13 protein-coding genes are annotated in these 13802 nt (G+C 69.6%); 8 read left to right on the top strand and 5 right to left on the bottom strand.

Features of this window, described 5'->3' with window-relative positions:
* The first annotated feature begins 136 nt into the window (after positions 1-136).
* The 4 genes from J1M36_RS04970 to J1M36_RS04955 all read left to right on the top strand — a co-directional run bounded on the left by J1M36_RS04970 (position 137) and on the right by J1M36_RS04955 (position 4637).
* Complete coding sequence (locus J1M36_RS04970) at positions 137-1459, top strand: MATE family efflux transporter (RefSeq protein ID WP_241246893.1); 1323 nt, start codon at positions 137-139, stop codon at positions 1457-1459.
* Positions 1460-1569: 110 nt separating this feature from the next.
* The gene (locus tag J1M36_RS04965; protein WP_206478773.1) at positions 1570-2565 is read left to right on the top strand and encodes a universal stress protein; all 996 of its coding nucleotides are present in this window, start codon (positions 1570-1572) and stop codon (positions 2563-2565) included.
* Between the two features lie 53 nt (positions 2566-2618).
* Positions 2619-3509 (top strand): universal stress protein, encoded by an 891-nt coding sequence (locus tag J1M36_RS04960; RefSeq protein WP_206478772.1) that lies wholly within the window; start codon positions 2619-2621, stop codon positions 3507-3509.
* A gap of 138 nt (positions 3510-3647) precedes the next feature.
* Complete coding sequence (locus J1M36_RS04955; protein WP_338136565.1) at positions 3648-4637, top strand: TPM domain-containing protein; 990 nt, start codon at positions 3648-3650, stop codon at positions 4635-4637.
* 75 nt (positions 4638-4712) lie between these two features.
* Here J1M36_RS04955 and pdxT read toward each other — a convergent pair whose 3' ends face one another.
* Together pdxT and pdxS are read right to left on the bottom strand one after the other, a co-directional pair.
* Positions 4713-5369, bottom strand: a complete 657-nt coding sequence (pdxT, locus tag J1M36_RS04950; RefSeq protein WP_206478771.1) for a pyridoxal 5'-phosphate synthase glutaminase subunit PdxT — start codon at positions 5367-5369, stop codon at positions 4713-4715.
* Positions 5366-6295, bottom strand: coding sequence for a pyridoxal 5'-phosphate synthase lyase subunit PdxS (pdxS, locus tag J1M36_RS04945; RefSeq protein WP_131332123.1), 930 nt, complete (start codon positions 6293-6295; stop codon positions 5366-5368). The genes pdxT and pdxS overlap by 4 nt, the downstream gene beginning before the upstream one ends.
* A 177-nt stretch (positions 6296-6472) precedes the next feature.
* On the opposite strand from pdxS, the gene J1M36_RS04940 reads away from it, so the two are divergent.
* The 4 genes from J1M36_RS04940 to J1M36_RS04925 all read left to right on the top strand — a co-directional run bounded on the left by J1M36_RS04940 (position 6473) and on the right by J1M36_RS04925 (position 10492).
* Positions 6473-7645, top strand: coding sequence for an ATP-binding protein (locus tag J1M36_RS04940; protein WP_206478770.1), 1173 nt, complete (start codon positions 6473-6475; stop codon positions 7643-7645).
* 929 nt (positions 7646-8574) lie between these two features.
* Positions 8575-9249 carry an aminotransferase class I/II-fold pyridoxal phosphate-dependent enzyme gene (locus J1M36_RS12695; protein ID WP_241246868.1) on the top strand — a complete coding sequence of 225 codons (675 nt, stop codon included), beginning with the start codon at positions 8575-8577 and terminating at the stop codon, positions 9247-9249.
* 63 nt (positions 9250-9312) lie between these two features.
* Positions 9313-9954 carry a hypothetical protein gene (locus J1M36_RS04930; protein WP_231885556.1) on the top strand — a complete coding sequence of 214 codons (642 nt, stop codon included), beginning with the start codon at positions 9313-9315 and terminating at the stop codon, positions 9952-9954.
* An 88-nt stretch (positions 9955-10042) separates the two neighbouring features.
* Complete coding sequence (locus J1M36_RS04925) at positions 10043-10492, top strand: hypothetical protein (protein WP_064846427.1); 450 nt, start codon at positions 10043-10045, stop codon at positions 10490-10492.
* A gap of 147 nt (positions 10493-10639) precedes the next feature.
* On the opposite strand, the gene J1M36_RS04920 is transcribed toward J1M36_RS04925, so the two are convergent.
* The 3 genes from J1M36_RS04920 to J1M36_RS04910 form a co-directional block, all read right to left on the bottom strand.
* On the bottom strand, positions 10640-13087 hold the full coding sequence (locus J1M36_RS04920; RefSeq protein WP_064846428.1) for a cation-translocating P-type ATPase: 2448 nt from the start codon (positions 13085-13087) through the stop codon (positions 10640-10642).
* A complete protein-coding gene (locus J1M36_RS04915; RefSeq protein WP_206478769.1) occupies positions 13074-13283 on the bottom strand; it encodes a cation transporter in 210 nt (69 codons plus the stop codon). The genes J1M36_RS04920 and J1M36_RS04915 overlap by 14 nt, the downstream gene beginning before the upstream one ends.
* Before the next feature lie 86 nt (positions 13284-13369).
* Positions 13370-13687 (bottom strand): metal-sensitive transcriptional regulator, encoded by a 318-nt coding sequence (locus tag J1M36_RS04910; RefSeq protein WP_035960928.1) that lies wholly within the window; start codon positions 13685-13687, stop codon positions 13370-13372.
* Positions 13688-13802 lie beyond the last annotated feature (115 nt).

The raw sequence follows: 13802 nt of genomic DNA, 5'->3' as shown, positions 1-13802 counted from the left end.
GTGTATAAGAGACAGGCCCAGTCCCGGAGGTCTCCACCGCGGGGGCCCCGCAGCTTCCGAGGAGCCCGTGACGCCCGAGGGCCCGGCAACGCCGTCGGATCCTGGGACCCCGTCCAAGACCGCGGGCGGGAAGAGCCTGAACCGCCAGATCCTCGCGCTCGCCGTCCCGGCGTTCGGAGCGCTGATCGCGGAGCCGCTGTTCCTGCTCGCTGACTCGGCGATCATCGGCCACCTGGGCACGGCGCAGCTCGCGGGGGTAGGGATCGCCGCGACGGTGGTGCAGACGGTCGTGGGACTCATGGTCTTCCTGGCCTACAGCACCACCCCCGCGGTGGCCCGGCACGTGGGTGGTGGCAGACTCGCCGATGCCCTGCGCGTGGGTCGGGACGGACTGTGGACCGCCGCGGGTCTCGGGGTGCTGCTCGCCGCGGTGGGTGCCGTGGCCGTTCGTCCCCTGCTGCGCACCCTGGGTGCGGAGGGCGAAGTGCTGGAGCACGCGACGTCGTACGCGTTGTGGTCCCTGCCCGGACTCGTGGCCATGCTGATCGTGCTGGCCGCCGTGGGTGTGCTGCGAGGTCTGCAGGACACGACCACCCCGCTCGTGATCGCGGGCGTGGGCGCCGCCGTGAACGCGGGGCTGAACGTGGCGCTCGTGTACGGCGCGCAGCTGGGCGTCGCGGGCGCGGCGATCGGCACGAGCATCACGCAGTGGGCCATGGCTGTGACGTACCTGATCATGCTCACTCGGCAGTTCCGACGGCGCGGCGTGAGCCTCGCGACGTCCTGGGCCGGGGTGCGCACGCACCTCACGGTGGGGACATGGCTCATGCTGCGCACCCTGTCCCTGCGCGCCGCGATCCTGGTGACCGTGGTGGTGGCCACGGCGCAGGGGGCCGAGAACCTCGCGGCCTACCAACTGACCATGACGATCTTCAACTTCCTGGCCTTCGCACTGGACGCCTTGGCCATCGCCGCCCAGGCGCTGCTGGGCAAGGAACTCGGCGCCCGGGACCTGCAACGGCGCTCGGAACGCGAACATGTCCGGAGGCTCATGCATCGACTGATCCGGTGGGGCCTGGGCTTCGGCGTGGTCACGGGCGTGATCGTGGGTCTGCTCGGGCCGCACCTGGGCTTCCTCTTCACCTCGTCGCGGGACGTCCAGGTGATCTTCGGGGTCGCGTTGATCGTCGTGGCCGTGGGTCAGCCCCTCGCGGCATTCGTGTTCGTGCTCGACGGCGTTCTGATCGGCGCCGGCGACGCTCGCTATCTCGCCCTGGCCGGGGTCATCAACCTGGTCGTGTACGCGCCCCTGTTGTGGCTCGTTCTCGAACGGGGTGGGAGCGGCACCGTGGGCGCGGCGTGGCTTTGGATTGCGTACGCGGGCGGGTACATGGGCGCCCGTGCCGTGACCCTGGGTCTGCGCATCCGCGGGGACCGGTGGATGTTCGCGATGGCGTGAGCGGCCCGCGGAGCCGGCCCGGCGCCAGGAGGCTCCGTGCGGCGCCGTCACAGGCCTGAAATCGCGTGGTGGACCGCGCCGTTGCAGGGTGCGGAGACTATCCTGGAGGTATGAACAACGACGTTCTGAACACCTTGTCCAACGCTCCCGTCCTGGTGGGTATTGATGGTTCCGAGATCGCGCTGCGCGCCCTCGACCGTGCCCTCACGGAGGCGGCCGCCCGCAAAGTCTCCGTGCGCCTGTTGTGCGCGTTCCCCGTCGCGGTCGTGGGGGATCCAGGCCTGGAACAGCGCTTCCACGACGCCGTGAAGGCGGAGAGCGAATCCCATCTCGAGGCCGCCGAGGAGTACGCCCGCTCCCACGCCCCGGACGTCGAGATCCGCAAGGTCCTGGGCGAGGGCGACGCCGCTCGGGCCGTCCTGCACGCCGCCAAGGACGCGTGCCTGGTGATCATGGGCAAGCGCGGCAAGGGCGATGCCCTGCGGGGTCGGCTGGGTTCGGTCTCCGCGGCCGTGGCGGCCCACAGTCCCGTGCCCGTGATCGTGGTCCCGCCCGGAACCCACGAGGACGACTCGGACGCGGAACTCGCCCGCGAGGAGGGCCGGGACGGCAAGGACGTGCGCGTCTCCGACGACGAGGCCCAGGGTGGAACCCGCACCCCTGCCTCCGAGATGGACTTCTCCGGCTCCGTGGTCGTGGGCGTGGACGGCGCGGGGGAGAAGAACCCCGCGGTAGCGCACGCGATCCAGTACGCCCTGTCCCATGACGCGACCCTGAGCCTCGTCTCCGTGAATGGCGCCCTGTCCGGGACCCCGGAGTGGTTCCAGGACCAGTACAACCAGACCTACTACTTCCAGGAATCGCTCGAACGGCTCTCAGAACTGGCGCGCACCATTGCTGAGCGGGAACCCCGGTTGCGGGTCACTCAGCACGCGTTCCTGGGCCGCCCCGGCCGGGTGCTCGTGCAGGCCACCCGGACCGCGGACCTTGTGGTCGTGGGCTCCCGCGGGATCGGTGGGTTCACGGGTCTGTTGCTCGGATCCGTGTCCCAGGCCGTGCTGAGCTCCGCTGCCGGGCCCGTGATGGTGGTCCCCAGCGGGCGCTGAGTCCTGATCCGCGCTCCCCCTCGAAACACAGTTAAGAAACTAGGTGCAGACAGATGACACAGAACATCGTGGTGGCGTACGACGGTTCCGATCACAGTGAGCGGGCCCTGGACTGGGCGATCCTCGAGGCCCAGAAGCGGCAGGAGCCGTTGAAGATCGTGCTCTCCACGGGCCGCCAGACCGGCCTGGACCAGTCCATCTATGGAGCCTTCGCGGATGCGCTGCACCAGGAATCGGAGCGGCTGGCCACGCGCGCCGTGGAGAAGGCCAAGGCGGGCGGCGTCACCGGGCAGGGCATCATCGAGCGCGGCGACGCCGCCGGCGTGATCGTCTACGAGGCCCAGGACGCCTCCGTGGTGGTTCTCGGCAAGCGCGGGCACCACGGGGTGCGCGGGCGCGTGGGTTCGGTCTCCGCCGCGGTGGCCGCCCACTCCGCCGCGCCCGTGGTGATCCTTCCGGAGGAGTGGCGCCCTGGCGAACGTGAGACCCGGCCCGAGGGTGAGAGCTTCGAGGGTCGCGTGGTCGTGGGCGTGGACAAGCTCGGCGCCAAGAACAAGGCGGTGCCGCAGGCCGCCCGGTACGCCGCGGATCGCGGGCTGCGGCTCGCGATTGTGAGCGTGGTCCCCACCACGAGCTACCTGCCCATGAACTCCGCCGAGCTGGATCGCGCCGTGCAGGAACAGCTCATGGCCCCGGCCAAGGAGCTCACCGATTCCGTGGCCGAGGAACTGCGCAAGGACTTCCCGGGCCTGGAGATCGAGACCCGCGTGCTGGAGGGCCGCCCCGCGGACGCACTCGTGGACGCCTCCCGCACCGCCGAGCTGCTCGTCATGGGCACCCGCGGGTACGGCGGGTTCCGCGGTCTGCTCATGGGTTCGGTGTCCCAGGCCGCCCTCGCGGACGCCGAGTGCCCCGTGATGGTGGTCCCCACCGCGCGCCGCTGAGTCGGGCGCTCTCGAAACCCAGTGGGTCTCGAGAGCAACGCGCCGTCGGGACCGCCGGGCCGCGCGGCGTCGTCGTACCCGCACCCTGGCCTACGAGAACCTGTGCCGACCAGCATGTGACGAAACCCGGGAGGATCCGTGGACACCGAGACGCTCAGGATGGCGCCCCTGCGGCGCATCATCACGACCGGCGCGCTGGGGGCGGTGCTCGTCGCGGGAGTCGCCGATCCCGCCCACGCCCTGGACGTGCCACCCCGCCCCACCGAGGGCGCGGTGCAGGACCAGGCGGACCTGCTGACCCCTGACCAGGAAGCACAGCTGAACCGATTGATCGGGGAGAAGAACTCCGAGAACGAGTACATCCGCGCGGCCGTGCTCACGGTGGACGATACCCAGGGAGAGAGCATCGAGGACTACTCCCGCACGGTGGCCACGGACTGGGGCGTGGGAGACGACGGCCGCAACAACGGGGTGCTCGTGGTCGCGGACATGGGCGAACGTGAGCTGCGCATCGAGGTCGCGGACGGGGCCCGCGAGGTGCTCTCGGACGGGGACGCCCGGAACATCATGCAGGACGAGCTGGAACCGGGGTTCAAGAAAGAGGATTACGCGGGAGCGTTCACGAACACCATCACCGAGGTCTACGACGAGGCGAATCCGCAAGCGGCCGCTGATCGGGAGGCCACGAGCAACATGTCGGCCCGTGTGGTCTTGGGGCTCGTGGGCGTGACGGTCCTGGTGGTCCTGCTGAGCTGGTGGCGCCATCACCGGCAGAACAAACGGATCCGGGAGCAGGCGGAGGGCGAGATCGAGCAGTTCCAGCGGGAGCACCCGGACGAGGAGATCACGGACGGGATGCGCCAGGCGTACTACAAGTACCGCCTCCAGAACCGCAAGGCCCCCGGGCTCAACGACAAACCCAATCGGGCCAAGGACGCGGACGGCATCGAGCACGAGATCCGGTACGCGTCCACGTTCCGCTCGTGGTTGCCGCTCTACGTGATGTACCCGGCGGTGTACAACGGTTCGGCGGCATCCTCGGCGGGGTCGTCGTTCGGGAGCTCGTCCCCGTCGTCCTTCGGCGGGGGCGGCGGGTTCACCGGCGGGGGTTCATCAGGGAGTTTCTGACCAGGGACGTTCCGGGAACGTGTCTTCGACACTCCGAGCGGCCGCCGCGGGACGAACGCGGGGCCGTGGCCCGCGCTATGCGTTCGCGCCCGTCCGGACCATGCTCAGCAGTTCCTCGTGCACGGTGGTCTCTCCCATGAGCTCGGGGTGGAAACTGATGCCCAGGACATTGGCCTGGCGAACGGCCACCACCGTGTCGCGGTAGCGGGCCAGCACCTGCACACCGTCCCCCACCTCGGTCACCGAGGGTGCTCGGATGAAGGCCGCGCGGACGACGCCGCTCGGGGTCATCGCGGTGTCGTCGTCCGTCTCCGCGTGGCCAGCGGTGCCGGCCCAGGGGAGCGAAACTTCCGCGGAGTCGACCTGGGAGCCGAACGCATTGCGGTCCACCGTGACGTCCAGAACACCCAGGCTCTGCTGCCCCGGCGCGGGATCCGCAATCCGCATGGACAGCATGATGAGTCCCGCGCACGTGCCCAGAGTGGGCAGGCCGGCGCGGATGACCCGCTGGAGGGGCTCGAACAGACCGAACGTGCGGCACAGCCGGTCCATCGTGGAGGACTCACCCCCGGGCAGGACGAGCGCGTCCACGGCGGGAGCGCCGTCGTCGCCCAGCAGGTCCGAGACGGAACGGACGCGAACCGCCCGGGCACCCAGCGATTGGAACATCGCCAGGTGCTCGGCCACCCCGCCCTGCAGCGCCAGGACACCGACGGTGGGGGCGGAGCTCACCAGCCGCGCTCCGCGAGGCGGTGGGGTGCGGGCAGGTCCGCCACGTTGATGCCGACCATGGCCTCGCCCAGGCCGCGAGAGGCCTCTGCGATGCGGGCGGGATCGTCGTAGTAGGCGGTCGCGGCCACGATGGCGCGGGCGCGCTCGGCGGGGTTGCCGGACTTGAAGATGCCCGAGCCCACGAACACGCCGTCCGCACCGAGCTGCATCATCATGGCGGCGTCCGCGGGGGTCGCGATCCCCCCGGCGGTGAACAGCACCACGGGGAGCTTGCCCGTGCGGGCGACCTCCGCCACCAGCTCGTACGGCGCGGACAGTTCCTTGGCCTTGACGTAGAGGGCGTCCGGGGTGGAGGTGTAAAGGCCCTGCAGCTCGGCGATCTGGGCGCGAATGGTGCGGATGTGCTTGGTGGCCTCGGAGACGTCCCCCGTGCCGGCCTCGCCCTTGGAGCGGATCATGGCCGCGCCCTCGGTGATCCGGCGCAGCGCCTCACCCAGGTTGGTCGCACCGCACACGAACGGGACGTTGAAGCGGTGCTTGTCGATGTGGTTGACGTAATCGGCGGGGGAGAGCACCTCGGACTCGTCGATGTAGTCCACCTTGAGGTGCTCGAGCACCTGTGCCTCCACGAAGTGCCCGATCCGCGCCTTGGCCATCACGGGGATGGACACCGAGTCGATGATCTGCTCGATCAGATCGGGATCACTCATGCGCGCCACGCCACCCTGGGAGCGGATGTCCGCGGGAACGCGCTCGAGCGCCATCACGGCCACGGCTCCGGAGTCCTCGGCGATCCGGGCCTGCTCAGCGGTGACCACGTCCATGATCACACCGCCCTTGAGCATGTCGGCCAGGCCGCGCTTGACGAGGCGCGATCCGGTCACGGGGGTGGGGTTCTGGGCGGAGGTCTGCAAGGTTTCGGTCATGGCCTCCATCCTGGCAGCGTGGGTGGTCCATTGACAGAGCCAAAATCGACGAAATGAAGTGGTCCACTTACGCAACGACCGGCACTTAACCCGCGGCCTCTGGCAGCCGTCGATCGAGACGCTATCGAAATCTAAGTAAGTATAAGAATATTTATATGATGCTTTACACTTCGGTACATGGACCTCGCAGCCAACCCCTACAGCCCCGGATCCGGGCTGCGTCCCAAGGTGCTCAGTGGCCGGGAGGCAGAGATTTCCGCCTTCGACCTCATGATCGCGCGCGCCAAGCTCCACCGCCCCAACAGGGGCATGGTGCTCACGGGTCTACGGGGAGTCGGAAAGACCGTTCTGCTCAACGTCCTGCGTGCGCACGCGGACAATCACGGCTGGCTCACCGTCCAGCTGGAGGGGCGGCCGGAGGCTCGGGGCAGGCAGGACGTGAGAGACAGGTTCGCCCGGGAACTCGTGGTGGCGGCTCGGCGTCATCTCGGCCGTCACCCCGGTCGGTTCTTCGCTGATGCGCTCACGACCATCCAGTCCTTCAGTGTCTCCGTGGGGACGAGCGGTGTCTCGGCCAGTGTCGATCTTCATCCCGTACGCGCGCAGTCCGGGCGGATCGACATCGATCTGGAAGAGCTGGTCGAGGATCTCAGCGAACCACTGAAGGCACAGCACAGCGCATTCGGCCTGTTCATCGACGAGATGCAGGACCTGGACCCGGACATGATGAGCGCAATCGTCACGGTCCAGCACATCGCGGGCCAGCGTGACTGGCCGTTCTACGTGATCTGCGCCGGTCTACCGAACCTTCCCACGATCCTGAGCGCCACACGCAGTTATGCGGAAAGACTCTTCGACTACCGGGTCATCGGACCGCTGGACCCGGAGCAAGCGCGATACGCGGTGGCACGCCCGGCCAAGGACGTGGGCGCCGAATTCGACACCGAGGCGCTGAACGCCATCGTCGCGGCGTCGGGTGGTTATCCGTACTTCATCCAGGAGTTCGGGAACGCAGTGTGGGAAGTCGCGCCGACCACGCCGTTCACGCTCGAGGACTCGAGGGTGGCCATCGAGAAGGGGTGGGCGCAACTGGACTCCGGATTCTTCCCGGCCCGCTGGGGCAGGGCGACGCCCAAGGAGCGCGAGTACATGAGCGTCATGGCGGTGGACGGTGCGGGCCCCTCCCGCACGGGTGAACTCGCAGCCCGGCTCGGTACCAAGGCCAGCAGCCTGGGCCCTACAAGAGCGCAACTGATCCAGAAGGGGATGATCTACGCTCCCGATCACGGTCAGGTGGCGTTCACCGTTCCCGGCATGGCCGGCTTCATCGCCCGGCAGTCCCGGGAATGAGGCACGCCAGAAACACCGACCTCCCCCTGACCGTCGATCGCACCGCGAGCACGGGTCTGGGGGAGCAGCTCGTGCGGCAGATCCGCGAGCTCGTGGCGCGCGGGGTGCTGCGCCCGGGCGACCCCCTACCCTCGTCCCGGGCCCTGGCCGCCCGGTTGGGAATCTCGCGCGGAACGGTCACCTCCGCGTGGGACGTCCTCGCGGGTGAGGGCTACCTCGTGGCCGATCGCGGTGCCACGCGGATCACCCCGCATCTGGACATGCGGCGCGATACAGGGCCCGTTGCCCGTGCTGCCGCTGCGACCGCCGATGCTCCTCGAGTCCGCCCGTCCGGCCCGGTGCCCGGGGGCGACGCCGCGGCGTCGCCCCGCGCCGGACAGCATTCCACCCCCACGTCGCCTCGTGCTGGCATACCGGCCGCGGGCATTCCCGCCCCGACGACGTCGCCCGCGCTCCCTTCGCAGCGCACGGCCCGTCGGTCCGCGGCGCGGCCCGAGATGATCGACCTGCGCCCCGGGAAGAGCGCCATCACGTCCCTGGACACCCCCGCGTGGCGCGGGGCGTGGCGGGACGCGGCGAGCGGCGTCGCCACGGGGCGCACCCTGCGCACCGATCTGCGGGACCACCTCGCGGACTACCTGCGGCTCAATCGCGGGATCGTGCGTTCTCCCGAGGACATCCTCGTCACCGCGGGCGTGCGGGACGGGTTGCAGCTCGCGTTGCGGGTGCTGGGGCTCGCACACGGCAGGAGGCTGCGCGTGGCCGTGGAGAATCCCGGGTACCCCGCGCTTCGTCGTGTGGTGCGCGCGCTCGGGCACATCGCCCTGCCGGTGGGGGTGGACGAGCACGGTCTCGTGCCCGAGCATCTGCCCAGCGGGTGGTGGGGGAGCCTTATCGTCGGCAGCGTCAGATGTGTATAGGAGACAGGGATGGAACTGCTCGCGTGGGCCCGTGAGCACGGCGCGCTCGTGCTCGAGGACGACTACGACTCCGAACTGCGCCACAGCGCCCAACCCCTGCCCGCCCTCGGGGCATTGGACACCGCCCGGGACACCGTGGTGACCCTGGGCAGTTTCGCCAAGGTGCTCGGCAGTTCCGTGGGCGTGGGGCACCTCGTGGCCCCGGATTCCCTGCTCCCGGACCTCGCACGCACGCGTGCGGCGCTGGGTTCGCCCGTCTCGCTCATCGCCCAGGAAGCGCTCGCGCGGTTCGTGGATTCGGGAGAGTTCCAGCGCCACACGGCCAGGATGCGTCGCTCCTTCCGACGACGCCGCTCGCTGCTCTCCGACGTCCTCGGCGGCCTCCCGCACGTGAGTGTTCTGCCCATGGCCGGCGGTGCCCACGCGGTGCTCGCCGTTCCGGACGAGGACGCCACGATCGAGCGCGCACGACGCCGCGGGGTCCTCGTGGGTGCCCTGGGCGAGTACTGGACGGGGCAGGGCCGCGAGGGTGGTGAACGTGGTGGGGCAGGGGCGTCGTCGTCGCTGGCGGAAGCGGACCGGGGACCCGACGAACGGGGCGGGGTGGTGCTGGGCCTGACCGCACCGGACCGGGACGTGGAACGCGGTGCCCAGGTGCTGCGGGAGGTACTGGGCGAGCCCTGAACCCGTCCAGGGAAGCTCGTTAGACTGGGCGGGACATCCCCGGCAGATTCAGGAGTTCTCGGCGTGCCCCAACAGATTTCCGCACCGCACGGCGGGCAGGACCGCGGCAGGTCCCGCGGGGCCGACGTGCGCCACGACCTGTGGGGACCCACCCTGCTGCGCGCCGTGGTGGCGCTGATCTTCGCGGCGGTGACCGTCTTCTGGCAGGAACCGTCCCTCGGGGCGGGCCGGTGGGTCATGGCGTTCTTCCTGGTGGGAACGGGCGTCTCCGCGATCTTCCTGCAGCTGCGGCTGAACCGCCGCGAGGACGTGGACCTGGGCCCGAGCCGGAACATCCCGCAGTCCTACGGTGTGCTGTACGTCCTGGGCGGGGTGCTCACCGCGGTGGTCGCGAGCAGTGACTGGCTCTTCGTCCTGTTCTCCGCCGTGATCCTGGGTCTGTGCGGGATCACCGAACTGGTGTTGGGCATGCGTTTCCGTGGCCAGTTCCCGCTGGGTCGTGACTGGACGCTGTGCGGCGCGGTGACCGTGTTCGCGGCCACGGGTATGGTGCTCGTGGAGACCCTCGGAACCAAGGCAGAACTTGGTGTGGTGGGCGGTGCGGCCATCATCGTCGGCGTCACCCAGCTCATCGCCGCACTGAGCCTGCGCCACGATGCGCGCGCAGCGGACAAGGCCCTGACGGACCCAGGCCGTACGGCCTGAACGCGTACACTGACACGTTGAACTCGCGGGCGGATCCCCTACCCCCGCCCCACACCCCCACACCCCGACCACCGCCAGGAGGAATCACGTGGCCCAGCGCACTGAGCACAATGGCCGGCGCAGAACCGATATCAAGGGGCCCCTGATCATCTCGGCCGTTCTGGCGGTCGTGGCCTTCGTGGTGGTGTCCGTGGTAGCAGCGGGCGGCACGGACAACGCCGCCCGGATGGGCCTGGGCCTGATCGCGGCGGGCATCGCGTTCATCGCCTCCGTGGTGGTATGCGCGACCCTCATGCTGCTCGAGAAGCCCAACGCGGAAGAGCTCGGTCAGGGCACCGGCGTGAACCGGTCCTCCGCCAAGCTGTACGCGGAGAACAAGGCCCGCCGGCAGGCCGAACAGGCGCGCGGGGAAGGCTCGGGGACGACGTCGTCCGGTACCGGCGGTGCCGCGGGGGCGGCAACCACCGACGAACCCCAGTTCGGCCAGCGCGTGCGCCCGGACACCAAGGGCGAGGAGCCGGGCTCGAGCGCTCGCTGACCGCAGCATGTAGGGCTCCCATACAGAGCGAGGCCCCGGAGAACCACTGGTTCCCCGGGGCCTCGCTCTCTCATGTCGTGGCACCCCTGCCGTGCGGCTCTGGTCGCATGACCCGTGCCGTGCGGCCGTTCGGCACGTCGAGCGCACTCAGCGCGCGAACCGCTTCAGCCGCAATGAGTTCAGCACCACGAACACCGAGCTGAACGCCATGGCGGCGCCGGCGATCATGGGGTTCAACAACCCCAGGGCCGCCACCGGAATGGCCACGGTGTTGTAGGCAAACGCCCAGAACAGATTGGACTTGATGATGTGCAGCGTCTGGCGGGAGAGCTTGATCGCCAGCGGGATGGCCGTGAGGTCACTGCGCACCACGGTGATGTCCGCGGCCTGCATGGCGGCATCCGTGCCGGAACCCATGGCGATGCCCAGGTCCGCGCGGGTCAGGGCGGGGGCGTCGTTGACGCCGTCACCCACCATGGCCACCACGCGGCCCTGCGACTGTAGCTCTTCCACGGCCTGGACCTTGCCGTCCGGGGTGACGTCCGCGATCACGTCTTCCGGGGCGATCCCCACGTGGGCGGCCACGGAACGGGCCACGGCGGCATTGTCCCCCGTGAGCAGCACCGGGCGCAGCCCGAGCCGCTGGAGTTCCGCGATCGCGGCCGGGGCCTCGTCCTTCACGGTGTCCTGCAGGTCGATGAACCCGGCCACGCGCCCGTCCACGGCCACGAGGATGGTGGTGAAACCGTCCTCGCGGGCGCGGCGCAGGGCCTCGGACTCGTCCGCGGTCAGCCGGATCCCGTTCTGGGTGAGCCAGGATTCCCGGCCCACCACGACGGCGCGCGCGTTCATGCCGTCCGGGACGTACCCCTTGACGCCGCCGCCCGGGGCGGACTCGAAGCGGGAGACCTCGTAGCGGTGGGGCGTGGCTGCGGTGATCGCCTGGGCGATCGGGTGCTCGGAGTAGCTCTCCACGGCCGCGGCCAGATCCAGCACCTGATCCCGCGACCACGAGTTCACCGGCGTCACGGTGGTCACCGCCATGTCCCCGTGGGTCACGGTCCCGGTCTTGTCCAGTACCACGGTGTCCACCGAGCGGGTGTCCTCTAGTACCTCCGCGGAGGTGATCAGGATGCCCAGCTGAGCGCCGCGCCCGGTCCCGGTCAGCATGGCCGTGGGTGTGGCCAGACCCAGGGCGCACGGGCACGCGATCACCAGGACGGAGACCGCCGCGACGAACGCCTGGTTCAGTTCCCCGGACACGAGCCACCAGATCGCGAAGGTCAGCACCGCGATACCCATGACCACGGGCACGAACACGGCAGAGATCCGGTCCGCGAGACGCGCCACGGGGGCCTTGGTGGCCTGCGCGCGCGCCACGGTTCGGCTCATGGAGGCGAGCACGGTGTCCGCACCCACGTGGGTCGCCCGCGCCAGCAGACGACCCGTGGTGTTCACGGTGGCACCCGTGAGTTCATCCCCCGGGCCCACCTCCACGGGAACGGATTCCCCGGTGAGCATGGAGGCGTCCACGGCGGACTCGCCCTCCACGACCAGGGCGTCCGTGGCGATCTTCTCGCCCGGGCGCACCGTGAAGGTGTCCCCCACGCGCAGCTCGGACACGGGCACCGTGCGTTCGGTGCCGTCCTCATCCACCACGGTGGCTTGCTGCGCGCCGAGATCCAGCAACGCCTTGAGTGCCTCACCCGAACGGGATTTGGCGCGCGCTTCGAGCCAGCGGCCCAGCAACAAGAACGTGGTGATGATGGCCGCGGACTCGAAGTACAACTGGTGGCTGGACATGTCCATGGCCATGTCTGGATGGGCATGGGCGGTCATGTCCGGCTCCACGAGCAGGTGGCCCAGCGAGAACAGGTAGGCCGCGGTCACGCCCAGGGACACCAGGGTGTCCATGGTCGTGGAAAGGTGGCGCGCGTTCACGGCGGTGGCCTTGTGGAAAGGCCAGGCCGCCCACGTGACCACGGGCAGTGTCAGCAGCGCGGCCACCCAGCCCCAGTGGGGGAACTGCGCGCCGGGGACCATGGAGATCACGAAGACCGGCACGGAGAAGACCGCGGCCACGATGAACCGCTTCTTGAGGTCGCTCATCCGCCGTTGCGCGGGGGTGGTCTCGAGCGCGGGATCCCGGTGCTCGTTCTCGGCCCGCAGGGTCTCCTCGGCGGTTCGCTCGGGGGTTGTCTCCGAGGACGCATGCCCGCGGGGGTATGCGTCGGTCGTCCCGAGTGCCGATGACGCCCCGCCCCGCGTACCCGCGTGAGCGGCGTCGTCGGCTTGTCTGGGCGTTTCGGCAGGAGCGGAGGCCCGCTGCACGCGGTCCCCACCCGTGATCTCGGCGCCGTAACCGGCGTTGCGGATGGTGTCCAGGATCTGCTCGTCGGAGACGTCCCCGGGGACCTTGACGGACGCGGACTCCAGGGCCAGGTTGACCGCGGGATCCACGCCGTCGATCTTGCGCAGCTTCCGCTCGATCCGTCCCACGCAGGACGCACACGTCATGCCCGTGATCTGCAGGTCCAGATCACGCAGCGGCCCGTGCACCTGCGGTTCGGCCGTAGCTGGTTCAGACGACGGCATACCCGGCCTCTTCCACGGCCGCGGAGATCTCGTCCGAGGTCAGTTCGCGCGAGCTCTCGATGGTCACGGGGGAGACGCCGCCGGCGTTGAGGTCCACGGCCACGGAGGCGACGCCGGGAACCTCGGCCAGTTCCTCCTTCACGGAGGCGACGCAGTGTCCGCAGGTCATGCCGGAAACGTTGACGGTGGTGTTCATGGGATTCTCCTCAATGCTCGTGATTCTCCTGCCGGGCCGTACGGCCCGAAGTCCTGGTGGCCGCGGCGTGGGCCGACGGCGCCCGCTCAGCTCTTGACGAGCCGGGCGATCGCGGCGTTGGCCTCCGCGAGTTTGGCGTCCATGTCCGAGGTGTCCCCGGAGTCGTGGGCGGCCTCCACGGCGTGCTTGACGCAGTGACCCAGGTGCTCTTCCATGAGCCCCAGGCTCACGGATTTCAGGGCGGACTGGATGGCGGAGATCTGGGTGAGGACGTCGATGCAGTAGGTGTCCTCGTCGATCATCCGCTGCACACCGCGCACCTGACCCTCGATGCGCTTGAGGCGGCGGGCATAAGCCGCCTTGTCCTGGGTGTACCCGCGGGTGGGGGTCTCGGGGCTGCTCATGGGTACAAATTATACCCTATGGGGGTATTGTCGCAATGTGGTGGTGGACACGTGCGGGTGCAGGACGGTGCGCATCGAGGTGCGCAGCAGGTCGGTCATCTCGGTTGTGCTGGTC

Origin of the sequence: Kocuria sp. KRD140 (genome assembly GCF_017168375.1) — a bacterium.
Lineage (GTDB): Bacteria > Actinomycetota > Actinomycetes > Actinomycetales > Micrococcaceae > Kocuria > Kocuria marina.
This window is presented reverse-complemented; position numbering and strand designations above follow the sequence as displayed.

What these genes read in the sequence shown, in the direction of transcription:
- J1M36_RS04965 (WP_206478773.1), top strand. Translation starts at nt 1,570, where the DNA reads ATGAACAACGACGTTCTGAACACCTTGTCCAACGCTCCCGTCCTGGTG.
- J1M36_RS04960 (WP_206478772.1), top strand. Translation starts at nt 2,619, where the DNA reads ATGACACAGAACATCGTGGTGGCGTACGACGGTTCCGATCACAGTGAG.
- pdxS (WP_131332123.1), bottom strand. Translation starts at nt 6,295, where the DNA reads ATGACCGAAACCTTGCAGACCTCCGCCCAGAACCCCACCCCCGTGACC.
- J1M36_RS04940 (WP_206478770.1), top strand. Translation starts at nt 6,473, where the DNA reads ATGGACCTCGCAGCCAACCCCTACAGCCCCGGATCCGGGCTGCGTCCC.
- J1M36_RS12695 (WP_241246868.1), top strand. Translation starts at nt 8,575, where the DNA reads ATGGAACTGCTCGCGTGGGCCCGTGAGCACGGCGCGCTCGTGCTCGAG.
- J1M36_RS04920 (WP_064846428.1), bottom strand. Translation starts at nt 13,087, where the DNA reads ATGCCGTCGTCTGAACCAGCTACGGCCGAACCGCAGGTGCACGGGCCG.
- J1M36_RS04915 (WP_206478769.1), bottom strand. Translation starts at nt 13,283, where the DNA reads ATGAACACCACCGTCAACGTTTCCGGCATGACCTGCGGACACTGCGTC.
- J1M36_RS04910 (WP_035960928.1), bottom strand. Translation starts at nt 13,687, where the DNA reads ATGAGCAGCCCCGAGACCCCCACCCGCGGGTACACCCAGGACAAGGCG.